This is a genomic window from Rhodococcus sp. NPDC055112, assembly GCF_053607505.1.
Genome location: NZ_JBSGTR010000029.1, coordinates 13179 through 37154 on the forward strand (window position 1 = coordinate 13179; position 23976 = coordinate 37154).

General features: G+C 69.6%; 23 protein-coding genes and 1 pseudogene. 23 read left to right on the forward strand and 1 reads right to left on the reverse strand.

Going from position 1 to position 23976, the window contains the following annotated elements:
• The first annotated feature begins 10 nt into the window (after positions 1-10).
• From ACWFRB_RS14545 to ACWFRB_RS14585, 9 genes are all read left to right on the forward strand, one after another.
• The gene (locus ACWFRB_RS14545; protein ID WP_452641856.1) at positions 11-3424 is read left to right on the forward strand and encodes a pyruvate carboxylase; all 3414 of its coding nucleotides are present in this window, start codon (positions 11-13) and stop codon (positions 3422-3424) included.
• Complete coding sequence (rsmD, locus tag ACWFRB_RS14550) at positions 3421-3984, forward strand: 16S rRNA (guanine(966)-N(2))-methyltransferase RsmD (RefSeq protein ID WP_452641857.1); 564 nt, start codon at positions 3421-3423, stop codon at positions 3982-3984. The genes ACWFRB_RS14545 and rsmD overlap by 4 nt, the downstream gene beginning before the upstream one ends.
• A complete protein-coding gene (gene coaD, locus ACWFRB_RS14555; RefSeq protein ID WP_452641858.1) occupies positions 3981-4502 on the forward strand; it encodes a pantetheine-phosphate adenylyltransferase in 522 nt (173 codons plus the stop codon). The genes rsmD and coaD overlap by 4 nt, the downstream gene beginning before the upstream one ends.
• A 97-nt stretch (positions 4503-4599) precedes the next feature.
• Positions 4600-5370 (forward strand): DivIVA domain-containing protein, encoded by a 771-nt coding sequence (locus ACWFRB_RS14560; RefSeq protein WP_452641859.1) that lies wholly within the window; start codon positions 4600-4602, stop codon positions 5368-5370.
• 96 nt (positions 5371-5466) lie between these two features.
• Entirely contained in the window at positions 5467-6084 is a 618-nt protein-coding gene (locus ACWFRB_RS14565; protein ID WP_452641860.1) for a YceD family protein, read from the forward strand.
• Between the two features lie 2 nt (positions 6085-6086).
• The gene (gene rpmF / locus ACWFRB_RS14570) at positions 6087-6269 is read left to right on the forward strand and encodes a 50S ribosomal protein L32 (RefSeq protein ID WP_077041191.1); all 183 of its coding nucleotides are present in this window, start codon (positions 6087-6089) and stop codon (positions 6267-6269) included.
• 7 nt (positions 6270-6276) lie between these two features.
• Positions 6277-7020, forward strand: coding sequence for a ribonuclease III (rnc, locus tag ACWFRB_RS14575; RefSeq protein WP_452641861.1), 744 nt, complete (start codon positions 6277-6279; stop codon positions 7018-7020).
• A 4-nt stretch (positions 7021-7024) separates the two neighbouring features.
• Positions 7025-7885, forward strand: a complete 861-nt coding sequence (gene mutM, locus ACWFRB_RS14580; protein WP_452641862.1) for a bifunctional DNA-formamidopyrimidine glycosylase/DNA-(apurinic or apyrimidinic site) lyase — start codon at positions 7025-7027, stop codon at positions 7883-7885.
• A gap of 52 nt (positions 7886-7937) precedes the next feature.
• The gene (locus ACWFRB_RS14585; protein ID WP_452641863.1) at positions 7938-8444 is read left to right on the forward strand and encodes a hypothetical protein; all 507 of its coding nucleotides are present in this window, start codon (positions 7938-7940) and stop codon (positions 8442-8444) included.
• A gap of 1 nt (position 8445) precedes the next feature.
• Here the strand turns inward: ACWFRB_RS14585 and pdxR are convergent, their stop codons facing one another.
• Positions 8446-9906, reverse strand: a complete 1461-nt coding sequence (gene pdxR, locus ACWFRB_RS14590) for a MocR-like pyridoxine biosynthesis transcription factor PdxR (protein ID WP_452641864.1) — start codon at positions 9904-9906, stop codon at positions 8446-8448.
• 77 nt (positions 9907-9983) lie between these two features.
• Here pdxR and ACWFRB_RS14595 point away from each other — a divergent pair, with 77 nt between their 5' ends.
• From ACWFRB_RS14595 to ACWFRB_RS14660, 14 genes and pseudogenes are all read left to right on the forward strand, one after another.
• Positions 9984-10622, forward strand: coding sequence for a pyridoxamine 5'-phosphate oxidase family protein (locus ACWFRB_RS14595; protein ID WP_452641865.1), 639 nt, complete (start codon positions 9984-9986; stop codon positions 10620-10622).
• Between the two features lie 306 nt (positions 10623-10928).
• On the forward strand, positions 10929-11012 hold the full coding sequence (gene kdpF / locus ACWFRB_RS14600; protein WP_452641887.1) for a K(+)-transporting ATPase subunit F: 84 nt from the start codon (positions 10929-10931) through the stop codon (positions 11010-11012).
• A gap of 3 nt (positions 11013-11015) precedes the next feature.
• The gene (gene kdpA / locus ACWFRB_RS14605; protein ID WP_452641866.1) at positions 11016-12716 is read left to right on the forward strand and encodes a potassium-transporting ATPase subunit KdpA; all 1701 of its coding nucleotides are present in this window, start codon (positions 11016-11018) and stop codon (positions 12714-12716) included.
• On the forward strand, positions 12713-14824 hold the full coding sequence (kdpB, locus tag ACWFRB_RS14610) for a potassium-transporting ATPase subunit KdpB (protein ID WP_452641867.1): 2112 nt from the start codon (positions 12713-12715) through the stop codon (positions 14822-14824). The genes kdpA and kdpB overlap by 4 nt, the downstream gene beginning before the upstream one ends.
• A gap of 6 nt (positions 14825-14830) precedes the next feature.
• On the forward strand, positions 14831-15463 hold the full coding sequence (locus tag ACWFRB_RS14615; RefSeq protein ID WP_452641868.1) for a potassium-transporting ATPase subunit C: 633 nt from the start codon (positions 14831-14833) through the stop codon (positions 15461-15463).
• 26 nt (positions 15464-15489) lie between these two features.
• The gene (locus ACWFRB_RS14620) at positions 15490-18015 is read left to right on the forward strand and encodes an ATP-binding protein (RefSeq protein ID WP_452641869.1); all 2526 of its coding nucleotides are present in this window, start codon (positions 15490-15492) and stop codon (positions 18013-18015) included.
• The gene (locus ACWFRB_RS14625) at positions 18012-18692 is read left to right on the forward strand and encodes a response regulator (RefSeq protein WP_027499265.1); all 681 of its coding nucleotides are present in this window, start codon (positions 18012-18014) and stop codon (positions 18690-18692) included. Before ACWFRB_RS14620 ends, ACWFRB_RS14625 begins: the two co-directional genes overlap by 4 nt.
• Before the next feature lie 81 nt (positions 18693-18773).
• Positions 18774-19229 (forward strand): OsmC family protein, encoded by a 456-nt coding sequence (locus ACWFRB_RS14630; RefSeq protein ID WP_452641870.1) that lies wholly within the window; start codon positions 18774-18776, stop codon positions 19227-19229.
• A 13-nt stretch (positions 19230-19242) separates the two neighbouring features.
• Positions 19243-20478 carry an SMP-30/gluconolactonase/LRE family protein gene (locus ACWFRB_RS14635; RefSeq protein ID WP_452641871.1) on the forward strand — a complete coding sequence of 412 codons (1236 nt, stop codon included), beginning with the start codon at positions 19243-19245 and terminating at the stop codon, positions 20476-20478.
• A gap of 12 nt (positions 20479-20490) precedes the next feature.
• Positions 20491-20775 carry an acylphosphatase gene (locus ACWFRB_RS14640; RefSeq protein WP_452641872.1) on the forward strand — a complete coding sequence of 95 codons (285 nt, stop codon included), beginning with the start codon at positions 20491-20493 and terminating at the stop codon, positions 20773-20775.
• 148 nt (positions 20776-20923) lie between these two features.
• Complete coding sequence (locus ACWFRB_RS14645) at positions 20924-21436, forward strand: hypothetical protein (protein WP_452641888.1); 513 nt, start codon at positions 20924-20926, stop codon at positions 21434-21436.
• Position 21437: 1 nt separating this feature from the next.
• Positions 21438-22604, forward strand: a complete 1167-nt coding sequence (locus ACWFRB_RS14650) for a glutathionylspermidine synthase family protein (protein ID WP_077041204.1) — start codon at positions 21438-21440, stop codon at positions 22602-22604.
• Between the two features lie 41 nt (positions 22605-22645).
• Positions 22646-23101, forward strand: a complete 456-nt coding sequence (locus tag ACWFRB_RS14655) for a DUF350 domain-containing protein (protein ID WP_452641873.1) — start codon at positions 22646-22648, stop codon at positions 23099-23101.
• Between the two features lie 37 nt (positions 23102-23138).
• Positions 23139-23975: pseudogene (locus ACWFRB_RS14660) on the forward strand (SDR family NAD(P)-dependent oxidoreductase).
• The last annotated feature ends 1 nt before the right edge of the window (position 23976 follow it).

The window sequence follows — 23976 nt, forward strand, 5'->3', positions numbered from 1 at the left end:
ATTTTCAGCAATGTTCTCTAAAGTTTTGGTTGCCAATCGCGGGGAAATCGCGATCAGGGCGTTCCGTGCCTCCTACGAGCTGGGCGCGGGAACCGTAGCTGTCTTTCCGTACGAGGACCGCAACTCGGTCCACCGTCTGAAGGCCGACGAGAGTTACCAGATCGGGGAGGAGGGGCACCCGGTCCGGGCCTACCTGTCGATCGCCGAGATCGTCGCGGCGGCGAAGAAGGCTGGCGCCGACGCCATCTACCCCGGCTACGGCTTCCTCTCCGAGAACCCGGACCTGGCCGCGGCCTGTGCCGCCGAGGGCATCACCTTCGTCGGGCCGTCCGCCGAGGTGCTCGAGCTCACCGGCAACAAGGCGCGCGCGATCGCCGCCGCGAAGGCTGCCGGACTCCCGGTGCTCTCGTCCTCGGCGCCGTCCGCCGACGTGGACGAGCTGCTCGCCGCCGCCGAGTCCATGCAGTTCCCGCTGTTCGTCAAGGCGGTCGCCGGTGGTGGTGGCCGCGGCATGCGCCGGGTCGCCGAGCGAGCCCAGCTGCGTGAATCGATCGAGGCCGCGGCCCGCGAGGCGGAGTCCGCCTTCGGCGATGCCACCGTGTTCCTCGAGCAGGCCGTCGTCGACCCGCGGCACATCGAGGTACAGATCCTGGCAGACGGCCAGGGCAACGTGATTCACCTGTTCGAGCGCGACTGCAGCGTGCAGCGACGGCACCAGAAGGTGATCGAGCTGGCGCCCGCGCCGAACCTCCCGGAGGAGCTGCGCGCGCGGATCTGCGCTGATGCGGTCGCGTTCGCCAAGGAGATCAACTACAGCTGCGCGGGCACCGTCGAGTTCCTCCTCGACACCCGCGGCAACCACGTGTTCATCGAGATGAACCCGCGCATCCAGGTCGAGCACACCGTCACCGAGGAGGTGACGGACGTGGACCTGGTGCAGGCGCAGCTGCGGATCGCCTCCGGCGAGACGCTGGCCGATCTGGGGCTCGCCCAGGATTCGATCAAGCTCCGCGGCGCGGCACTGCAGCTCCGCATCACCACCGAGGACCCGGCCAACGGGTTCCGTCCCGACACCGGTCGGATCACCGCGTACCGCACCCCCGGCGGTGCGGGCGTGCGCCTCGACGGTGGCGCGAACCTGGGCGCCGAGGTCGGCGCCTACTTCGACTCGATGCTCGTCAAGCTCACCTGTCGCGGCCGGGACCTGCCCGCGGCCGTCGCAAGGGCGCGCCGGGCGGTGACCGAGTTCCGTATCCGCGGCGTGGCCACGAACATCCCGTTCCTGCAGGCCGTCCTCGACGACCCCGACTTCCGCGCAGGCAACGTGACGACCTCGTTCATCGAGGAGCGCCCGGCGCTGCTCACCTCGAGGGCGTCCGCCGACCGCGGCACCAAGATCCTGACCTACCTCGCCGACGTGACCGTCAACAAGCCGCACGGCGAGCGCCCCACCACCGTGTACGCGCGGGACAAGCTGCCCAAGATCGACCTGACGACGCCGCCGCCCGCAGGCTCGAAGCAGCGACTGGTCGAACTCGGGCCCGAGGGCTTCGCTGCCGCGCTGCGCGCACAGGACGCACTCGGTGTCACCGACACCACCTTCCGCGACGCGCACCAGTCCCTGCTGGCGACCCGGGTGCGCACCGGCGGCCTGCTCGACGTCGCGGGCCACGTCGCCCGGATGACGCCCGAGCTGCTGTCGGTGGAGGCCTGGGGCGGCGCGACCTACGACGTCGCGCTGCGCTTCCTGCACGAGGACCCGTGGGAGCGGCTGGCCGCACTGCGTGAGGCGATGCCGAACATCTGCCTGCAGATGCTGCTGCGCGGTCGCAACACCGTCGGCTACACGCCCTACCCCGAGTCGGTCACCCGCGCGTTCGTGCGCGAGGCCACCTCTACGGGCGTGGACATCTTCCGGATCTTCGACGCGCTCAACAACGTCGACCAGATGCGGCCCGCCATCGACGCGGTCCGCGAGACGGGCACCGCCGTCGCCGAGGTCGCGATGAGCTACACCGGCGACCTGTCGAACCCGAACGAGAACCTCTACACCCTCGATTACTACCTGAAGCTGGCCGAGCAGATCGTGGATGCGGGCGCCCACGTGCTGGCCATCAAGGACATGGCCGGACTGCTGCGCGCACCGGCGGCCGCAACTCTGGTGTCGGCGCTGCGCAGCAACTTCGACCTCCCTGTGCACGTGCACACCCACGACACCCCCGGCGGCCAGCTGGCCACCTACCTGGCGGCGTGGCAGGCGGGCGCCGACGCCGTCGACGGCGCGAGCGCGGCGCTGGCGGGCACCACCAGCCAGCCCGCGTTGTCGGCGATCGTCGCGGCGACCGCTCACTCGGCGCGGGACACCGGCCTTGATCTGCAGGCCGTGTGCGACCTCGAGCCGTACTGGGAGGCGCTGCGAAAGGTGTACGCGCCGTTCGAGTCCGGGCTGCCCGCTCCCACCGGTCGCGTCTACACGCACGAGATCCCCGGTGGTCAGCTGTCGAACCTGCGCCAGCAGGCCATCGCGCTCGGGCTGGGTGACCAGTTCGAGGAGGTCGAGGCGAAGTACGCGGCCGCGGACCGGATGCTCGGCCGCCTGGTGAAGGTGACCCCGTCCTCCAAGGTGGTCGGCGACCTCGCGCTGCACCTCGTCGGCTCCGGCGTGTCGACGGACGAGTTCGCGGAGAACCCCGCCGGATACGACATCCCGGAATCGGTGATCGGGTTCCTGCGCGGCGAACTGGGCAGCCCGGCAGGCGGCTGGCCGGAGCCGTTCCGGACCAGGGCGCTCGAGGGCCGCGGTGACGCGAAGCCCGAGACGCCGCTGACCGCGGACGACCAGGCCGGACTCGACGGTTCTCCGGCCGAGCGCCGCGGCACCCTCAACCGGCTGCTGTTCCCCGGCCCGACCCGCGAGTTCCTCGAGCACCGCGAGAAGTACGGCGACACCTCGCGGCTGTCGGCGAACCAGTTCTTCTACGGCCTGCGTCGCGGCGAGGAGCACCGGGTCGCGCTGGCCCCCGGTGTCGAGCTGCTCATCGGGCTCGAGGCGATCTCGGAACCCGACGAGCGCGGCATGCGCACGGTGATGTGCATCCTCAACGGCCAGCTGCGGCCGGTGTCGGTGCGCGACCGCTCGATCGCCAGCGAGGTCCCCGCCGCCGAGAAGGCGGACCGGGGCAACCCCGGCCACGTGGCCGCGCCGTTCGCAGGCGTCGTCACCCTCGTCGTGGCGGAGGGACAGAAGGTCGCCGCGGGCGACACCGTCGCGACGATCGAGGCGATGAAGATGGAGGCGGCGATCACCGCCACCCGCGGTGGCGTCGTGAGCAGGCTCGCGATCACACCGGTGCAGCAGGTCGAGGGTGGCGACCTGCTGACCGTGATCTCCGTGGTGTCGACGGAGGAGGACGGGCCGCAGTGACCCGGATCGTCGCCGGCGCCGCGGGTGGGCGCCGGCTCCGGGTCCCTCCCAAGGGCACCCGGCCCACCTCGGAGCGGGTGCGCGAGGCGCTGTTCAGTTCGCTCGACGCCCGGATGGACCTCGACGGCTCCGCCGTGCTCGACCTGTTCGCGGGATCGGGAGCGCTTGGGCTGGAGGCACTCTCGCGGGGCGCCGAGCACGTGGTGCTGGTCGAGTCGGACGCGAAGGCGGCCGCGGTGGCCCGCGAGAACGTGGCGACGCTCGGGCTGCCCGGCGCGCTCGTGCGGTCGTCGCCGGTGGCCGCGGTCGTCGCGGGGACCCCCGACCGCGAGTACGACCTGGTCTTCCTCGACCCGCCGTACGCGATGGGGGAGGACGAGGTCGGGTCGGTGCTCGGCGCGCTCGTCGACGGGGGCTGGATCGGTGAGGATTCGCTGGTCGTGCTCGAGCGGTCCTCGCGATCGCCCGAGACCGTGTGGCCGGCGGGTCTGTCGGCCGACCGGGTGCGCAAGTACGGCGAGACCCGGATCGAGATCGCCTGTTACGGTCTGCAGTCATGAGCAGTGCGGTCTGCCCCGGGTCCTTCGATCCCATCACCAACGGCCACCTCGACGTGATCGGCCGGGTGGCGGTTCAGTTCGACGAGGTCATCGTCACGGTGATGATCAACAAGAACAAGAAGGGCCTGTTCAGCATCGACGAACGCCTCGAGATGCTGCGCGAGGCCGTCGCCGACCTGCCGAATGTCCGGGTCGACTCGTGGCAGGGACTCCTCGTCGACTACGCAAAGGCCAACGGGGCCAGCGCGATCGTCAAGGGCCTGCGCGGTGCCAACGACTTCGACTACGAGCTGCAGATGGCGCAGATGAACCACAAGCTCACCGGCGTCGACACCCTCTTCATCGCGACGAACCCGCGCTACAGCTACCTCTCCAGCTCGCTGGTCAAGGAGGTGGCGACCTACGGCGGCGATGTCGCGGACATGCTGCCTGCGAAGGTGCACGAGCGGCTGCTGGCCCGGCTGGCGGAACGCGCCGCGGAGCCGACCGCGGCGAGCCGCGCAGGCGATACCGCGTAGCGGTTGATCCTCGACACACTGGGCGTGGCGGCGCGCCCGTGAGCGGCGCGGCGGGCAGACTGGTCCCGTAAGCCGTCGTCGACGATTGGGGTTTGGCGTGTACCGGGTATTCGAGGCGCTCGACGAGCTCGTCGCGATCGTGGAAGAGGCGCGCGGGGTCCCGATGACGGCGGGGTGCGTTGTGCCCCGAGGAGACGTCCTCGAACTCCTCGACGACGTCCGTGAGGCGATCCCGGGTGAACTCGACGACGCACAGGACGTGCTCGACCACCGCGACAAGCTGGTCGGCGACGCCCGCGCGCACGCCGAGCAGGCCGTCTCGAGCGCGGACGCCGAGGCCGCGGCCACCCTCGCCGACTCGCGCGCGGACGCCGACCGGATCCTCGCCGACGCCAAGGCGAAGGCCGACCGGATGGTCTCCGAGGCGCAGGCACACGCCGATGAACTGGTCGCCGACGCGCGCGAGGAGGCGGACCGGACCGTCGCCGAGGGACAGCACGAATACGACACCCTCACCGGTCAGGCCGCGGCCGAGGCGGAGCGCCTGGTCGAATCCGGCCGCGCCGCGCACGACCGATCGGTCGCGGACGGCCGCGCCGAGCAGGAGCGACTGGTGGCGCAGACCGAGGTCGTGCAGGCCGCGCACTCGGAGTCGGCACGGGTCATCGACTCCGCACACGCCGAGTCGGACCGGCTGCGTGGCGAATGCGACCTGTACGTGGACGGCAAGCTGGCGGAGTTCGAGGAGTTCCTCAGCGGGACCATCCGCTCGGTGGGCCGCGGCCGTCAGCAGCTTCGGACCGGCTCCGGGATCCCCGACTACGACGAGGCCGACGAGCGACCCAGCCGGTCGAGTCGTCACCGGTAGCCCGGGGTCACGGCTTCAGATTTTCCATTGGGGGACCCCATCGCGTACCGTTGAGTGGTTGCCCATCCCCTTCTTCGCTGACGAAAGAGTATTCGCGTGTCCTCGCATCGTTCCGGTTCGCCCCGTCTTCACGAGGGCGGCCTCGTGCTGGACATCCTCAGTCTGGGGCGCCGCCCCGGGTCGATGACCACGGTCACCCGTGCGGTGCCCGCCGCCTCGCGCATCGGCCTCGACATGATCGCGGTGCCGGTCGGTGGTGAGGTCGAACTCGACCTCCGTTTGGAGTCCGTCTCTGAGGGCGTGCTGGTCACCGGCACCGTCCGAGCGGCAACCGAGGGCGAGTGCTCGCGCTGCCTCGAACCGTTCGGCGGTGAGCTCGACCTCTATCTCACCGAGCTGTTCGCGTACCCGAACAGCACCACCGAGGCGACCACCGAAGAAGATGAGATCTACCGCATCGTCGACGACCTGATCGATCTCGAACCGGTCATCGTGAACGCGGCCGGGCTAGCGCTTCCGCTGCAGCCATTGTGCAGCGAAGATTGCCAGGGACTGTGCCCCGAATGTGGGGTTCGTCTGGCGATTGCAGAATCTGGGCATGGACATGAGATACTGGATCCTCGCTGGGCTGCCCTCGCGGGGAAGTTCGACGCTGAGGATGCATCATCCCAGCCCAGCAAGAGTCGTGTGAACACTGAAGCCGAGGAGAAGTAGAAGTGGCTGTCCCCAAGCGCAAGATGTCGCGGTCCAACACCAGGTCGCGTCGCAGCCAGTGGAAGACCACTGTGCCCACCCTCATCACCTGCCCGAACCGTGGCTGTGGCGAGAAGACCCTGCCCCACATTGCGTGCCCGTCCTGCGGCACCTACAAGGGTCGTCAGGTCACCGCTGCGGTCTAGTCGCGCAGTGACAAGTAGTAGCAACGCAGCACCCGCCGGCGGCGAGGGGGATCATGATTCCCTCCTCGCCGCTCTTGGCGTTGTCCTGGACGAACCGCTGCTCACGCTGGCGCTGACCCACCGCTCGTACGCGTACGAGAACGGCGGGTTGCCGACCAACGAGCGGCTCGAGTTCCTGGGCGACTCGGTGCTCGGCCTGACCATCACCGAGAAGCTCTACGTCGCACACCCGGAGAAGTCCGAGGGTGAGCTGGCCAAGATCAGGGCCAGCATCGTCAACATGCACGCCCTTGCGGAGGTCGCGCGCGATCTCGGTGAGGGCGGTCTCGGTGCCCATCTGCTGCTCGGCAAGGGCGAGGAGATGACCGGGGGCCGAGGCAAGGCGAGCATCCTGGCCGACGGTATGGAGTCGCTGCTCGGTGCCGTGCATCTGCAGCACGGCATCGACACCGCGCGAACCGTGGTGCTCTCGCTGTTCGGCGATCTCCTCGAGCGCGCGCCCAAACTGGGCGCGGGTCTCGACTGGAAGACCAGCCTCCAGGAACTCACCGCGGAGCGTGGCGCGGGCGTGCCGGTCTACGAGATCAGCGCGACCGGGCCCGATCACGACAAGGAGTTCACCGCAACCGTGGTGGTCGCGGGGAACGCGCTCGGGGTCGGTGTCGGACGGTCGAAGAAGGAAGCCGAGCAGAAGGCGGCCAGCACCGCCTGGAAGTCCCTCTCGGAGGACGACTCCGACCAGGTCGGCTGACGCCGTGCCGGAGCTGCCCGAGGTCGAGGTGGTCCGGCGCGGGCTCGAGGCCCACGTCGTCGGTTCCAGGATCGACGCCGTCGAGGTCCTGCATCCCCGCGCTGTCCGCCGACATGTCCTCGGCGGTCACGATCTCGCCGCGCAGCTGGCAGGCCTGGTGGTCACCGGCGCCAGCCGTCGCGGCAAGTACCTCTGGCTCGAGTTGGCGCCCGGCGACCTCGCCGTGGTCGTCCATCTCGGGATGAGCGGCCAGATGCTGGTCCAGGCGCCGAGCGTGGCCCGGGAGAAGCACCTGCGGATCCTGGCCGCGCTGGACAACGGCACCGAGCTCCGCTTCGTCGATCAACGCACCTTCGGTGGTTGGGCGCTCGCCCCCATCGTCGAGGTGGACGGCGCAGCCCTGCCGGAGCCGGTCGCCCACATCGCGCGGGACCCACTCGACCCCGGGTTCGACGGCGAGGCGGTGGTCGCGGCGATCCGCGGCAAGCGCAGCGAGATCAAGCGGATCCTGCTCGATCAGACGGTGCTGTCCGGGGTCGGCAACATCTACGCCGACGAGGCGTTGTGGCGCGCCGGGATCCACGGGAACAGGCCTGCGGACCGGCTGACCCGCCCACAGGTGCGCCTGCTGCTCGGTTCGGTCACCGAGGTGATGAGTGAGGCGCTGGCGCAGGGCGGTACCTCGTTCGACGCGTTGTACGTCAACGTGAACGGGGAGTCCGGGTACTTCGACCGGTCGCTGTCCGCCTACGGCCGCGAGGACCGACCGTGCCCGCGCTGTGGTGCGCCCATCCGGCGCGAGAAGTTCATGAACAGGTCCTCCTACAGCTGCCCGAAGTGCCAGCCACGGCCGCGAGGCTTGTAGACCCCCACCAGGGACGCGCACACTTGCGAGTGTCCTTCGGCGAGGAGGTCCCGTGGCCGACTACGACGACATGCTCATCGTGCGCCAGCTCGTCGGCGACGTCCTGCTGGTGTTGCGCTGGTCGGCGCAACCGCACGCGGCCCTCGGTGACGACACCGGTACCGAGCGGGCCGTGCTGCCCGACGAGGATCTCCGGCGCCAGTTCGCCTCGGCTGTCGACCAACTCGTGGCGAATCAGGGGGCGGAGGCGCTCCGCGCACTCAGCGGCGAGAGCCGGGAGTTCCCCGCCGACACCGTGATCGACGCGTTGGGGTCGGCGGGCTGGGACGGCGCCATGCGCGATTTCAAGCTCGCGGTGATCGAACTGGCCGGCCGCAGCGAGGTGATGGGGGTCGTCCGCGGCGGCGGGACGATCGGACGGCGGATCTTTCGAACCCTCCTTGCCGCGCTGAACGCGGCGCTCGCCAGTCTCAGCGCCATCCCCGGGGCGTCCGCGATCCAGGAGCTCAAGGACTTCCTGGAGAAGGTACTCGAGCAGGAGCCCGATGAGCAGCCGTGAGTCAGCTCGCGGTGTCGCGGGCGAGATGCCTGCCGACCACCTCCGCGATCGCCCCGGCGACGGCGTCGGCCCTGGTCTCGGGTAACTGCGCGTACCCGCACATCAGGCCCCGAGGGCCCGCGGCGTCGGTGCGGTACGGACCGAGTCCGGGCACCGCGATGCCCCTGGTGCCGAGTTCCGTGGCGATGGCGTCGTCGTCGGCGCGGTCCGGCAGGCGCAGCACCACGTGCAGCCCGGCCTCGATGCCGGCCAGGTCGACCCCCGGACGGTCCATCAGGGCAGGCCTGCTCCTGAGCGCGCCGACCAGGGCCGCCCGCCGCGCCGAGTAGGTGCGCGAGGCCCGGGCGAGGTGCCGGGTCAGGGCGCCGGATTCGATGAAGTGGGCAAGCGCGAGTCCGGTGACCCCGCAGCAGTTCTCGCCCGTGCGGCGCAACGAGTCGTGCACCCGCTGGAGCAGCGCGGGCGGGGGGAGCAGCCAGGCCAGGCGGATCGAGGGCGAGAGGATCTTCGACGCGGTGCCGAGGTAGGCGACGTGCTCGCGTCCGCCCTCGATGCTGCGGAGGGCGGGTAGTGCGGAGACGTCGTAGCGGAACTCGCCGTCGTAGTCGTCCTCGATGATCAGCGTCCCGGAGGCGGCCGCCCGCGCGACCAGTGCGGCGCGACGGGCCACCGGCATTCGGGCGCCGAGCGGATACTGGTGTGCCGGAGTGCAATACACGGCGGCATCGGTCTCGCGGAGCGCCGCCGGGTCGAGACCGTCGGCATCGACCCCGATCGGCCGAGGTCGTGCCCCCGACAGCTCGAGCGTCCGGCGGGCGTTGCGGTACCCGGGCTCCTCGAAGGCGACGTCCCGTCCGGCCAGATCCGCTGCCGCGGCGAGAGTGCGCAGCGCGGAGTCGACACCGGGGACGAGCACCAGTTCGTCCGGGTGCGCGAGAATCCCGCGGGTGCGGCGCAGGTGCAGGGCCAGCGCGTGGCGCAGCTCCGGATGGCCGGTCGAGCCGGGGGAGCGCGGGCGGATCGGTGCCGCCGCGGCCGCACGCCATGCGCGCCGCCAGTCGTCGGGGGAGATGAGGCCGGTGTCCGGGCAGCCGGGGGTGAGGTCCCAGGTCGGCGCGGTCGGTGTCGGCTCGGTTTCGGGGACCGGCGTCGGGCGATCCGACACGTGGGAGCCGGCTCCCACGGCGGCCGCGGCGTCGGCCCCTGGCGCGATCAGTGTCCCGGATCCCGGCCGCGCGCAGGCATATCCGGCTGCACAGCGTTCGTCGTAGGCCTCGACCACGCCTGCCCTGGACACGCCCAGCTCGGCGGCGAGCGCCCTGGTCGGTGGCAGTGCGTCGCCGGGGTGGAGCCGACCGAGCCGGATCGCGTCGATGATCGCCTCCGAGATGCGGTGCCGGAGAGCGGCGCCGGTGGGCGGCAGCGTCAGCGTCAATTGGACGTCGCGGGGGTGGCGGGCCATGGTCGGAGAATACTGGACTATGCGAATCATTGATTCTGGACCTATCGATCACACCAGAATATGACGAGGCTGGTGGCGTGGACAAAATCAACAGGCACCCCGAACGCTCGATGCTCGACCGAACCCAGCTCGACGCCGTGCTCGACGCCGCGGCGGTGGGGACCCTCGCCACCGTCGTCGACGGCATGCCGTGGGCGGTTCCCATGCTCTATGCCAGGGACGGCGACCGGATCATCCTGCACGGGTCAACAGGGGCGGGGGCGCTGCGCCAGGTCGCCGCGGGTGCACCCGCCGCGCTCTGCGTAGCCCTGCTCGACGGAATCGTGGTGGCGGACAACCTCTTCAACTCCTCCGCCAACTACCGATCCGCCGTGGTGCGCGGGCACCTGACCACGCTCACGCGGGAGGAGTCCACCGACGCGCTGAGCGCACTCTCGGACGCCCTGATCCCGGGACGAAGTGCCGAGGTGCGCGGCCACACCAAGAAGGAGCTCGCGGCCACGCTGACCATCGCGTTGCCGATCAGCGCGGGCGGGTGGACCGTCAAGGTGCGCAACGCCCCGCCGAGTGGTCCCAACGGAGACGGCGGCGCCTGGGCGGGCGTCGTGCCGCTGCGGACCGTGGCGGGCACACCGATTCCGGCGGCCTGGGTGGACGGGGACACCCCGGTGCCCGCGTCGGTCGGTCGGCTCGTCGGGGAGGCGGCAGAACTGTGAGCGTGTTGTACCCCCATCGGGGTGCAACACGCTCATGGGCGCGAAGCGCGTAAAGAATGCGTCAACAGCCCAGGTGGCGGCGTTAGCGAGCCGTAAGGAAGTCCCTTTCGTCCACGTCCGGGAGCACGCTGCACTGTGCCCCGAAACAGGGACGGCGCACGCCGATGGACGGCGCGCGTGAGACTTTCGAAAAGGAACTGTCATGGCTGATCTGGCCTACGTGGCGCTCATCTTCGGCACCTTCAGCCTCTGCGCGCTGGTGCTGCGCGGGTTGCAGACAAAGCGTGCGCAGTGACCGCCGGCGGGATGCTCAGCGTCATCCTGATCGCCATCGCGGCGGCCCTCGTGATCTACCTGCTGATCGCACTTCTTGACCCCGAGAGGTTCTGACACATGAATCCCGCGCTTGCTGCGGGACTACAGATAGCACTGGTGATCGCCGTGCTAGCGATTCTGTACGTCCCCGTCGGTGACTACATGGCCAAGGTCTACACCACCGACACCGATCTCCGTTCCGGGGATCTGCGCGTCGAGTCGGTCCTGTACCGGCTCTGCCGCATCAACGCCCGCACCGACCAGACCTGGTACGGCTACGCCGGGAGCCTGCTCGGCTTCTCGGCCGCGAGCGTGCTGTTCCTCTACTTCCTGCAGCGCATCCAGGGCGTGCTGCCGCTCAGCGGTGACCTGACCGGGGTGAGCCCGGCGATGGCGTTCAACACCGCCGCCTCGTTCGTGGCGAACACCAACTGGCAGTCCTATGCGCCCGAGACCACGATGAGCAACCTGACCCAGCCGATCGGCCTCGCGGTGCAGAACTTCGTGTCCGCGGCCGTCGGTATGGCGGTCGCCGCCGCGCTGATCCGTGGCTTCGTCCGCGTCTCCCGCGGCGGCGAGATCGGCAACTTCTGGGTCGACCTGACCCGTGGCTGCATTCGGATCCTGCTCCCCATCTCGTTCGTCATCGCGCTGATCCTGTTGAGCCAGGGCGTGATCCAGTCCTTTGATTCCGGCTTCTCCTCGACCGGCCTCGACGGGAACTCCGTGACCAACGCGCTCGCGCCGGTTGCCTCGCAGGAGGCCATCAAGGAGCTCGGCACCAACGGTGGCGGCATCCTCGCGGCGAACTCGGCCCACCCCTTCGAGAATCCGACCCCGCTGAGCAACATCGTCGAGATCATCGCGATTCTGCTCATTCCGGTGTCGCTCACCCGCACCTTCGGCACCATGGTCGGCGACCGCAAGCAGGGAATGACCCTGCTGGCCGTCATGGGCATCCTCTGGGCAGGCCTGCTCGCCGTGACCCTCACCGCCGAATCCGGTCAGCGTGGCGTCGCCGCCACCGCGGCAGGCGGCATGATGGAGGGCAAGGAGGTCCGGTTCGGGATCCCCGGCACCGCACTGTTCGCGGTCAGCACCACCGGAACCTCCACCGGCGCGGTCAATGCCGCGCACGACAGCATGTCGCCACTCGGCGGCGGCGCGGTGATGCTGAACATGCTGCTCGGCGAGATCGCGCCCGGCGGTGTCGGTACGGGCCTGTACGGCATCCTCGTGCTGGCGCTGATCGCGGTGTTCGTCGGCGGACTGCTCGTCGGCCGAACCCCCGAATACCTCGGCAAGAAGCTGGGGCAGCGGGAGATCACCCTTGCGGCGCTCTCGGTGCTCGTGATGCCCGCGCTGGTGCTCATCGGCACCGGCATCACCGTGATCCTGTCGTCCACCACCGGATACCAGGGCAACAGCGGAGATCCGGGCACGCCCGGATCCATCCACGGATTCTCCGAGGTGCTCTACGCGTTCGCCTCGGCCTCGAACAACAACGGCAGCGCCTTCGGCGGCCTGACCGTGACGAGCGACTGGTTCCAGTCCTCGCTCGGCGTCTGCATGCTGCTCGGACGTTTCCTGCCGATCATCTTCGTACTCGCGCTTGCCGGATCCCTTGCATCGCAGAAGAAGACGGCGCCGGGCGCGGGCACCCTGCCCACCGCGGGCCCGATGTTCGCCGGGCTCCTCACCGGCACCGTCGTCCTGGTCGCGGCGCTGACATTCTTCCCGGCCCTGGCTCTGGGCCCGATCGCGGAGGCTCTGCAATGAGTGTGAACACAACCGAACGACCAGACGTCACCCCGCGATCCGGGGAAGGCGCGGGGGACGAGCAGCACCAGCAGCATCGGGTGCAGGGCGGGATCTTCAGCCCGAAGCAGCTGATCACGGCGCTGCCCGGCGCGGTCCGCAAGCTCGATCCGCGCCACCTCGCGCGCAATCCGGTCATGTTCGTGGTGCTCGTCGGCTCGGTCGTCACCACCGTGATGGCGATCGCCGACCCGTCGGTCTTCTCCTGGGTCGTCGCGGCCTGGCTGTGGTTCACGGTGCTCTTCGCGAACCTGGCCGAATCCGTCGCCGAGGGACGCGGTAAGGCGCAGGCGGCGAGCCTGCGGAAGGTCAAGCAGGACACCACCGCTCACCGCATCACCGCCACCGGTGACATCGAGTCGATCCCGGGCGCCGACCTTGTGGTCGGTGATCGGGTGGTCGTGGTCGCGGGCGAGGTGATCCCCGGCGACGGCGACGTCGTCGAGGGCATCGCCACCGTGGACGAGTCGGCCATCACCGGCGAATCCGCGCCCGTGGTCCGTGAGTCCGGCGGAGACCGCTGCGCGGTGACGGGCGGCACCATCGTGCTGTCCGACCGCATCGTCGTCGAGATCACCGCTGCGCCGGGGCACTCCTTCGTGGACCGGATGATCGCACTGGTCGAGGGCGCCGCGCGGCAGAAGACGCCCAACGAGATCGCGCTGAACATCCTGCTGGCCTCGCTGACGATCATCTTCATGCTCGCGGTGGTCGCCATCGGCCCGATGGGCATGTACGCGGGCCAGGAGCAGGACCCGATCAAGCTGATCGCGCTGCTCGTCTGTCTCATCCCGACGACGATCGGTGCGCTGCTCTCGGCCATCGGCATCGCGGGCATGGACCGGCTGGTGCAGCGCAACGTGCTGGCCATGTCGGGCCGCGCGGTCGAGGCGGCGGGCGACATCGACACGCTGCTGATGGACAAGACCGGCACCATCACCTACGGCAATCGCAGGGCCACGGCCCTGCACCCCGCTCCAGGGGTGATCGCGGGGGAACTCGCCGAGGCCGCGCGGCTGTCAAGCCTTGCGGACGGCACGCCCGAGGGCCGCAGCATCGTGGAGTTGTGCGCCAAGGACTTCGGGCTCGCCACTGAGCCATCCGAGGCGGAGAAGAACGGCGAGTTCGTGCCGTTCACGGCACAGACCCGGATGAGCGGTCTCGACCTCAACGGAATGCAGATCCGCAAGGGGGCCAGCGACGCCACGCTCTCGTGGGTGCGGGCGCAGGGGGGCGGTGTGGCGCCTACGGTGACCGACACCGTCAACGAGATCGCCCAGGCCGGCGGCACCCCGCTCGTGGTGGCCGTGATCGAGGCCGGGAGCCCGAGGGTCCTCGGTGTCATCCAGCTCTCCGACGTGGTCAAGCCGGGCATGGCCGAGCGGTTCGCCGAGCTTCGGGCCATGGGCATCCGCACCGTCATGATCACGGGCGACAACCCGTTGACCGCCAAGGCGATCGCCGCCGAGGCCGGCGTGGACGACTTCATGGCGGAGGCGACCCCGGAGGACAAGCTCGAGCTGATCCGCAAGGAGCAGCGGGGCGGTCGCCTGGTCGCGATGACCGGTGACGGCACCAACGACGCACCCGCGCTGGCACAGGCCGACGTCGGTGTGGCGATGAACACCGGTACCTCCGCGGCCAAGGAGGCCGGGAACATGGTGGATCTGGACTCGGATCCCACCAAGCTCATCGAGGTGGTGGAGATCGGCAAGCAGCTGCTCATCACCCGCGGGGCGCTGACCACCTTCTCGCTGGCCAACGACCTGGCGAAGTACTTCGCCATCCTGCCCGCGCTGTTCAGCGGGATCTACCCGCAGCTGGACACACTGAACATCATGCGCCTGGCGACGCCGCAGTCGGCGATCGTGTCGGCGGTGATCTTCAACGCGCTGGTGATCGTGGCGCTGATCCCGTTGGCGCTCAAGGGTGTGCGCTACCGGCCGTCCTCGGCCTCGCAGTTGCTGGGCCGAAACCTGTTGATCTATGGCGTCGGCGGTGTGGTCACGCCGTTCATCGGTATCTGGCTGATCGACCTCGTCGTCCGACTTGTTCCTGGAATTGGGTGAGCTTGAATGCGATTCACAATCGGTCTCGTGAAGCAGGTGTGGGCAGGCCTGCTCGTCCTACTCGCGCTCACCGTGATCCTCGGGGTGATCTACCCCGCCGCGGTGTGGGGGGTGAGCCGGATCAGCTCGGGGTCCGCGGAGGGCTCGCCGGTGCGCGACAGCAACGGATGCGTGGTCGGCAGCCGCTGGGTCGGGGTGGACCCGCAGGTGGAGGCCGGCGCGCCGGATCCGTTCTTCCACAACCGGGTCACCGGTTCGGTCTCCGATGAGGACGCGTTCGCGCCGGGTGACCCGGCGACCGCCCTGCCGACCAACCAGGGCCCCAGCAGCGAGATCCTGGCGTCGTTCATCGTCGAGCGCCGCACGGTGATCGCGGAGCGGGAGGGGGTGCGCCCCGACCAGGTGCCCGTCGACGCGGTGACCGGATCCGGTTCCGGCATCGATCCCCACATCAGCCCCGCGTACGCAGCGATCCAGGTGCCCAGGGTCGCAGCGGTGAACGGGCTCGGTGAGGAGCGGGTCCGTCAGTTGGTCGACGAACACACCGAGGGCCGCCAGCTCGGCGTGCTCGGCGCCGAACGCGTGAACGTGCTCGAGCTGAACCTCGCGCTGGGCCTGACCGCGCCTTCCTGCGACTGACGTGCCCGCTGGTGGATGATGACGGAGTGAGCGGTACGGGTTCCGGGGGCGAGTGCAAGCGCGGTGAACTGCGCATCTATCTGGGCGCCGCCCCCGGGGTCGGCAAGACGTTCGCGATGCTCGGCGAGGCCCATCGCCGTCGCGAACGGGGCACCGACGTGGTCGCGGCCGTGGTGGAGACCCACGGCCGCGCCCGCACGGCCGCGCAGATCGGCGACCTCGAGGTGGTGCCGCCGAAGCTGATCGACTACCGCGGCACCAAGATGCCCGAACTCGATGTGGATGCGGTGGTCCGGCGCAGGCCGGCGTTGGTGCTGGTCGACGAACTCGCCCACACCAACACCCCCGGCAGCAGGAACGAGAAGCGGTGGCAGGACGTCGAGGAGGTGCTCGCCGCGGGCATCGATGTGCTCACCACGCTCAACGTGCAGCACCTCGAGAGCCTCAACGATGTCGTCCAGCAGATCACCGGGGTGACGCAGCGGGAGACCGTGCCCGACGCGGTCGTGCGCGCGGCCACCCAGGTCGAGCTGGTGGACGTCACGCCGGAGGCGCTGCGTCGCAGGCTCTCCCACGGAAACATCTATGCCGCGGAAAAGGTGGACGCGGCGCTGAGCAACTACTTCCGACGCGGAAACCTCACCGCGTTACGGGAGCTCGCGCTGCTGTGGGTCGCCGACCAGGTGGACGCGGCGTTGGCGAAGTACCGTGCGGAGAACGAGATCACCGACACCTGGGAGGCCAGGGAACGGGTGGTGGTCGCCGTCACGGGGGGACCGGAGTCCGAGACCCTCGTGCGCAGGGCAGGCCGGATCGCCTCGAAGTCCAGCGCCGAGCTCATCGTCGTGCACGTGGTGCGCGGCGACGGGCTGGCCGGGGTGTCCGCGCCGGAGATGGGCAAGGTGCGCAAGCTGGCGACCAGCATCGGCGCAAGCCTGCACAGCGTGGTCGGCGACGATGTGCCGTCGACCCTGCTCGAGTTCGCACGAGCGGCCAACGCGACTCAGCTGGTGCTGGGGACCTCGAGGCGGTCGCGCTGGGCTCGTATGTTCGACGAGGGCATCGGTGCGGCAGTCGTGCAGGAGTCCGGGACCATCGACGTGCACATGGTCACGCACGGTGCGTCGAGCGCGCCGCGCAGGCTGACCCCGGTCGGCACCCGTTCGCGAAAGATCCTGTCCTGGGTCGCCGCGGTCCTGGTGCCCTCGGTGGCCGCCCTTGGCATGGGCGTGATCGACCAGCATCTCGGGTGGGGCGCGGAGAGCGCGATGTTCTTCATCGTGGTGCTGCTGGTCGCCCTGCTCGGCGGCGTGGCAGCCGCCGCATTGTCCGCGCTGATCTCGGGCCTGTTGCTCAACTACTTCTTCACCCCGCCGGTGCGTAGCTTCACGATCGCCGAGCCGAACAACTTCATCACCACGGTGGTGCTGCTCGTGATCGCCGTCGCGGTGGCCGTACTGGTGGACGCCGCGGCGAAGCGGTCCAGGGAGGCACGCCGGGCGTCGAAGGAGGCGGAACTGCTCGCCCTGTTCGCCGGGTCGGTGCTGCGCGGGGCCGACCTGCCCGCGCTGCTGGAGAAGGTTCGAGAGACGTACGCCCAGCAGTCGGTGAGCATGATCCGCCGCGGGCACGGGGTGGTGAGCTCGGTGGGGCCGAATGCGCCGGAGGAGGTCGACCAGGCCGACACCGTCTGTGAGGTCAGCGACGGCGAGTACGCGTTGGCGCTGCGCGGCGGCGAACTGCACGCCCACGACCGCCGGGTGCTGCTGGCCGTCGCGAATCAGGCGGTGGGGCTGATCCGGCAGAGCGAGCTCGCCGAGGAGGCCAGCAAGGCGCAGGCTCTCGCCGAGGCGGATCGACTGCGGCGGTCGCTGCTGTCCGCGGTGAGCCACGACCTGCGGACGCCACTCGCCGCGGTCAAGGCTGCGGTCTCCAGCCTGCGCAGCGACGACGTGGAGTTCTCGCCGGAGGACACGGCGGAACTGCTTGCCACGGTGGAGGAGTCGGCCGACCAGCTGACCAATCTGGTGGGCAACCTGCTGGACTCGTCGCGGTTGGCCGCGGGTGTGGTGCGACCGACCCTGCGCCCGGTCTACCTGGAAGAGGTGGTCCATCGCGCGCTGGTCGGCGTCGGGGTCGGCACGCCGGGAATCGGACGGGCGGGCACGGACCGGGTGAAGGTCGAGGTCGGGGGCAACGCGGTGATGGCGGACAGCGGACTGCTCGAGCGGGTGCTGGCGAACTTGATGGACAACGCGCTCAGGTACGCGCCGGACGGGGCGGTGCGGATCGCGGCGGCACCGGTGAAGGACCGGGTGCTGATCACGGTCGCGGACACCGGCCCCGGGATCGCCCGAGGCGCGGAGGAGCAGATCTTCGATTCGTTCCAGCGGCTCGGCGACCGCGACATGTCCACCGGGGTTGGCCTTGGACTGTCGGTGGTGCGCGGGTTCGTCGAGGCGATGGGGGGAAGCGTCAGCGCAACGGACACACCGGGCGGTGGGCTGACAATGGTGGTGGACTTGGCTGGGATCGGGAAGGTGACTGCGTGACACGGGTGCTGGTGATCGACGACGAACCGCAGATCCTGCGGGCGCTGCGGATCAATCTGAGCGTGCGGGGCTACGAGGTGACCACGGCGGCGACCGGGGCTGCGGCGCTGCGGGCCGCGGCCGAGAAACACCCCGAGGTGATCGTGCTCGATCTGGGTCTGCCGGACATGGACGGCATCGAGGTGCTGGCCGGGCTCCGCGGCTGGTCCACCGCTCCGGTGATCGTGCTCTCCGCGCGCACCGACTCGGCCGACAAGGTGGAGGCCCTCGACGCGGGCGCCGACGACTACGTCACCAAGCCCTTCGGCATGGACGAGTTCCTGGCACGCCTGCGGGCGGCGGTGCGGCGGCACTCCGCTGCCACCGATGTGGGCGAGCCGGTGGTGGTGACCGAGTCGTTCACCGTCGACCTGGCCGCGAAGCGGGTGATCAAGGACGAGCGTGAGGTGCATCTGACGCCAACCGAGTGGGGGATGCTGGAGATGTTGGTGCGCAACAAGGGCAAGCTGGTCGGGCAGAAGGAGCTGCTGCGCGAGGTGTGGGGCCCGTCGTACGCCACCGAAACCCACTACCTGCGTGTGTATCTCGCGCAGCTGCGCCGGAAGCTGGAACGGGATCCCTCGCAGCCCAAGCATCTGATCACCGAATCCGGGATGGGGTACCGCTTCCAGGTGTAGCCGAGCGCCGCTCGCGGCCAGGGAGGGCTGAGGCCACCGTCGCCTGCGGAGCCGACCGCGGCGGATGGCAGGATTCGGGGTATGGCTGATCAGACTTCCGCTAGCACCCCCGCCCAGCCGGCCGCGTCCACCGAGTTGTGGGTCGATCGCACCGGGACTCGCCGCTACACGGGCCGCAGCTCGCGCGGCGCGGAGGTGCTGATCGGGTCGGAGAGCGTCGACGGTGTGTTCACCCCCGGCGAGCTGCTCAAGATCGCGCTGGCGGCGTGCAGCGGCATGAGCTCGGACCTGCCGCTCTCGCGCAGGCTCGGGGACAACTACGACGCGACCATTCGGGTGTCGGGCGCGGCGGACCGCGAGAACGAGGTGTACCCGCAGTTGGACGAGGTTCTCGAGGTCGATCTCAGCGAACTCGACGCCGAGGCGCAGGAGCGTTTGCTCACCGTTGTGCTCAAATCTGTGGACAAGGTGTGCACGGTCGGACGTACCCTGAAAACTGGCACCGTGGTGAACCTGACGGTTGAATCTGATTCGTGATCAAATAGGCGCCATGTTGCTCTCTCGTGTTGCGATGGTCGGTGCCCTGGTGGCAACCGGCGCGATCGTGGGTGCCCCGATCGCCGTCGCCCAGCCCGCTCCCGTTCAGCCTGCTCCGACTCCAACGGAGCCCGTGGCCACGACGACGCCCACTGTCGCGCCGCCCTTCTCACTGCCGGGCCTGACCTCGCCGTTGCCGGGAGAAGCCGCGCCGACCACAACGGTCGCGCCCGTCGTCGCGCCGACCACGACGGTCGCACCCGTCGTCGCGCCGACCACGTCCGCCGCACCCGCGGCCGCGACGCCTGCCACCACCGCAGCGCCGACCGCGACGCCCGCGAGCTCGGCACCCGCGCCCGCCGCCGTGACGACGACGCCCTCCGCCACCACGACCACCGCGGCCGCGCAGGCGTGTACGCCGTGGACGGCGAGCGAGGTGGCCAGCGGATTCGGGATGCTGGAGAACCTGGCGTTCGACGGCCGCGGAAAGATGCTGCTGTCCGAGGGCACCCTGTTCGGCGACGGAGCCATCCGCACGCTGTCTCCCGGGGGCAAGACCGGCACGCTGGTCTCGGACTTCACCGGGCCGGGCGGCATCGTCGTGAACGGTGACAACATTCTGTTCACCACCGGGAACACCGCGATGGCGGGCCTGTCGAACAGTAAGAACGGCACCGTCGAGTCCCTCGACCTGGACACCGGCGAGCAGACCACCGTGGCCAAGGGGCTGACGATGCCGAACGGGCTGGCCAAGCTGGCGAACGGCGACCTGCTGGTCACCAGGAACCTCGGGTCCGATCAGGGTCTGACCCGAATCCCGGCCGCACAGCCGGGCACCCCGGCGTCGGTGCGTACCGACCTGGGCTCCGCCAACGGCCTCGCCGTGTCTGCGGACGGCGCAACTGTCTACGTCGGCAACACCTTTGACTCGAACACCGAGATCCGGGAGCTGGACGCGACCGATCTCAAGGGCTCCGTCCACACCCTCAAGGTCGCGGGATCCGGTGCGTCCAATGCGGGCGACGACCTGACCGTCGGAGCCGACGGGAACGTCTACATGGCGCTCAACGGCGCGGGCAAGGTGGTTCGGGTCGACCCCGCCACGGGGTCCACCTGTGAGATCGGTTCCGATCTGCCGCTGACGAGTTCCGTCCGGTTCGGATCCGGCCCCGGCTGGGATCCGGCGGCGTTGTACACCACCAGCTTTGACGGCAGCGTGCACAAGCTCGCGCCGCCGAAGAGCAGCTGAGCGAGCCCGGCGATGCGCCCACCGGAACAGGTGCGCCTGACCGCCTGGGTGCACGGGTCGGTTCAGGGCGTCGGGTTTCGGTGGTGGACGCGGTCGAGGGCGCTCGAACTCGGCCTCGTCGGGCATGCAACCAATCGCCCGGACGGCCGGGTGCTGGTGATCGCCGAGGGGCCCCGGCCGCAGTGCGAGCTGCTGCTGGAGCTGCTGCGGTCCGGTTCGACGCCCGGTCGGGTCGATCTCGTGGTGGAGAGCTGGTCGGACGCCGCGGGGAACCTCACCGGATTCGACGAACGCTAATCTCGGTGCGATGACGTCACAGGATGGGGAGGGACGAGTGGGACCGGATCATGGCGGACCCGACGACCGGAACGGGGCAGGCGAGGCCGCCGGCGCGGAGGGGTCCGACGCGGGCGACGAGGCCGCGCAGGCTCCCGGTGGCGGCCGGATGCGGCGTCAGGAACCCGGCACCACTGTGCCCCGCCCGCCCACCGTCGGCGAGGCGCGCGCAAGGGACAAGGCCCGCAAGGACCGCGCCGAGCAGGAGCGGCTGGCCGCCGAGGCCGAGGCCAAGGCCGAGGAACGCCGTCGCAAGCGGCGCAAGGGTCTGATCGGCGGCGTCGCGGTGGTCGGCGTGGTCGGGCTGGTCGCGCTCGGATACACCGCGCTGTCCTCGGACGAGGTCCAGGCCACCTGCATCGACCCGAACACCGAGGTCGAGGTCGACGAGTCGTACTGCACGACGGGGTCTGCCGGCACGGGCGCCATGGCGGGCATGTTCATCTACGCGGGCTCGCCGTACCGCTACTACTACGGCGGCAGCGCCGGCGGCGTGGGAACCAAGGTGACCGGCGGCACCGTCGTCACGCCCAAGGGGTCCACCACCGTGGTGACCAAGTCCGGTTCGACGATTCAACGCGGCGGGTTCGGCAGCAAGTCGACCGGCAGCGGCGGGAGCTGACGTGCGCAGAGTTCGTTCCACCCCACGTCCGGGGTGGCAGAAGATCGTCGAATCCCAGGGTCTGGTGTACGGCACCCCGGCCCGACTCGGCGACGGCACCGCCCGCCCGTACTGGGACGAGTCGGTGCACTACGAGTTCGACATGGACGAGATCCTGGCGATCGAGGCGGATGTCGAACTGCTGCACTCGATGTGCCTCAACGCGGTCGAGCACGTGATCCTCACCGAACGGTTCGCGGACTTCGGTCTGCCGGAATGGACCTGGGGCCCGATCGCCGAGTCCTGGCGTCGCGGCGACCCGCACGTCTACGGTCGATTCGACCTCCGCTACGACGGTCGCCGTCCCGCGAAGCTGCTCGAGTACAACGCGGACACGCCGACCACCCTGCTCGAAGCGTCCATCCTGCAATGGCATTGGCTCAAGGACACTCACCCCGACGACGACCAGTGGAACTCGCTGCACGAGGCGCTGGTCGAGCGATGGGGAGCCATCCGCGACCGGCTGCCCGGCGACGAGGCGCATTTCTCCTGGTCGTCGGCGGATGCCAGCGGCGAGGACAACATCACCGTCGCGTACCTGCAGGAGACGGCGGCGGAAGCGGGACTGAACACCGTGGCGCTCGCGATCGAGGAGATCGGCTACGACGAGGACCTGCACCGGTTCGTCGACCTCGAAGAGGCGCCGATCTCGACCCTGTTCAAGCTGTACCCCTGGGAGTGGGTGCTCGACGACGACTTCGGGAAGAAGGCCCTCGCGCTGCTCCCGGAGACGATGTGGGTCGAGCCGCTCTGGAAGACGCTGTTGAGCAACAAGGCGATCCTGGCGGTGCTGTGGGGCATGTATCCCGGGCACCCGAACCTGTTGCCCGCCTACCTCGACGACCCGCATGAGCTCACCGAGTACGTGCGCAAGCCCAGGCTCGGCCGTGAGGGCGCGAACATCTCGGTGGTCGGCGCGGGCATGGAGACGACCACCGGCGGCATCTACGGCGACGAGGGCTTCGTCTACCAATTGCTCGATCCGCTACCGGAATTCGACGGTATGCGCCCGGCTCTCGGCGCCTGGATCGTCGGCGACACGGCCGCCGGTCTCGGCATCCGCGAGACCTCCGGGCTGATCACCGATGACGGCGCGGCCTTCGTGCCGCACCGGATTCCGCAGCCGTGACCGCACTCTGGAACCCGATGCATACCGAAACGGAGCGATTGATGACGACTGAGGTGCTGGCCCTCGGCAGCGATTACTGGTCCGATCTGGGCAGGGGTGTCTCCGCGATCGTGCTGTACGCGATCGTCGGTCTGGTGCTGATGGTCCTCGGCTTCTACGCGATCGACTGGACCACGCCCGGCCACCTGCGGACGCTGGTGCGCGAGGGCAGGCCCAACGCCGCGATCGTGACGTCGGCGGGCATGGTGAGCATGGCGCTGATCATCGTGCTGGCGATCTACGCCTCCTCCGGCCGGCTGGTCGAGGGCCTGATCTACACGCTCGTCTTCGGGCTGCTGGGGATTGTCGCGCAGGTGTTCTCGGTGCGATTCATCGAGCTCGTCACCGGCATCGACATCGGGGAGGTGCTCGCGGAGGAGCGCTTCACCCCCGAGGTGCTCGTCGTCGCGGCCGCGCACGTCGCGCTCGGTCTGATCGTCGCGGTCGCCATCCTCTAGTCGTCCCGTTCCCATGCGTCGGGAGTAGGTTGGCGGCATGAGCGAATTCCTCGGACGTGTCGCGGTCGTCACCGGCGCGGGCTCCGGAATGGGGCGAACCCTCGCACTCGGTCTGGCTCGCCGCGGGGCGCGACTGGCGTTGTCCGACGTCGACACCGAGGGGCTCGCCGCGACCGTGGGTCTGCTGGAGGAACTGGGTGCCGAGGTGAGATCGGACCGGCTCGACGTGTCCGAGCGCGAATCGGTCCTGCGCTATGCCGACGCCGTCGTGGAGCATTTCGGCGTCGTCAACCAGGTCTAAAACAATGCAGGCATCGCCTTCTCCGGCTCCGTCCTCGAGTCCGAGTTCAAGGACATCGAGCGCGTCCTCGACGTCGACTACTGGGGAGTCGTCAACGGCACCAAGGCCTTCCTGCCGCACCTCATCGCGTCGGGCGACGGCCACGTGATCAACACGTCCAGCCTCTACGGCATCCTCGCCCTGCCCCGCCAGAGCGCCTACAACTCAGCGAAGTTCGCGGTGCGCGGGTTCACCGAGTCGTTGCGGCTGGAGATGCTCGCGGGCGGACACCCCGTGCGTGTCACCTGCGTACACCCGGGCGGCGTCAAGACCAACGTCGCCAACAACGCCGGGCATGCCGGCCCGACGAAGGACGCGGCCGAGACCGCGCTCTACAACGAGAAGCTGCTGAGGATGAGCCCGGAGAAGGCGGCGGAGATCATCCTCGACGGTGTCGCGAAGAACCGAGCCCGCGTGCTCGTCGGCAACGACGCCCGCGGCCTCGACCTCATGGTGCGCGTTCTCGGTTCGTGGTACCAGCGGCCAATGCTCGAGGTGCTGGGGCGGGCCATGCCGTCGGCGAAGCGCACCTGAC

Excerpts from the sequence above, each read along its gene's own strand:
- ACWFRB_RS14615 (WP_452641868.1), top strand. The coding sequence starts at position 14,831 with ATGCGATTCACAATCGGTCTCGTGAAGCAGGTGTGGGCAGGCCTGCTC.
- ACWFRB_RS14635 (WP_452641871.1), top strand. The coding sequence starts at position 19,243 with ATGTTGCTCTCTCGTGTTGCGATGGTCGGTGCCCTGGTGGCAACCGGC.
- ACWFRB_RS14630 (WP_452641870.1), top strand. The coding sequence starts at position 18,774 with ATGGCTGATCAGACTTCCGCTAGCACCCCCGCCCAGCCGGCCGCGTCC.
- kdpF (WP_452641887.1), top strand. The coding sequence starts at position 10,929 with ATGCTCAGCGTCATCCTGATCGCCATCGCGGCGGCCCTCGTGATCTAC.
- kdpB (WP_452641867.1), top strand. The coding sequence starts at position 12,713 with ATGAGTGTGAACACAACCGAACGACCAGACGTCACCCCGCGATCCGGG.
- coaD (WP_452641858.1), top strand. The coding sequence starts at position 3,981 with ATGAGCAGTGCGGTCTGCCCCGGGTCCTTCGATCCCATCACCAACGGC.
- ACWFRB_RS14655 (WP_452641873.1), top strand. The coding sequence starts at position 22,646 with ATGACGACTGAGGTGCTGGCCCTCGGCAGCGATTACTGGTCCGATCTG.
- ACWFRB_RS14640 (WP_452641872.1), top strand. The coding sequence starts at position 20,491 with ATGCGCCCACCGGAACAGGTGCGCCTGACCGCCTGGGTGCACGGGTCG.
- kdpA (WP_452641866.1), top strand. The coding sequence starts at position 11,016 with ATGAATCCCGCGCTTGCTGCGGGACTACAGATAGCACTGGTGATCGCC.
- pdxR (WP_452641864.1), bottom strand. The coding sequence starts at position 9,906 with ATGGCCCGCCACCCCCGCGACGTCCAATTGACGCTGACGCTGCCGCCC.
- ACWFRB_RS14545 (WP_452641856.1), top strand. The coding sequence starts at position 11 with ATGTTCTCTAAAGTTTTGGTTGCCAATCGCGGGGAAATCGCGATCAGG.
- ACWFRB_RS14645 (WP_452641888.1), top strand. The coding sequence starts at position 20,924 with ATGCGGCGTCAGGAACCCGGCACCACTGTGCCCCGCCCGCCCACCGTC.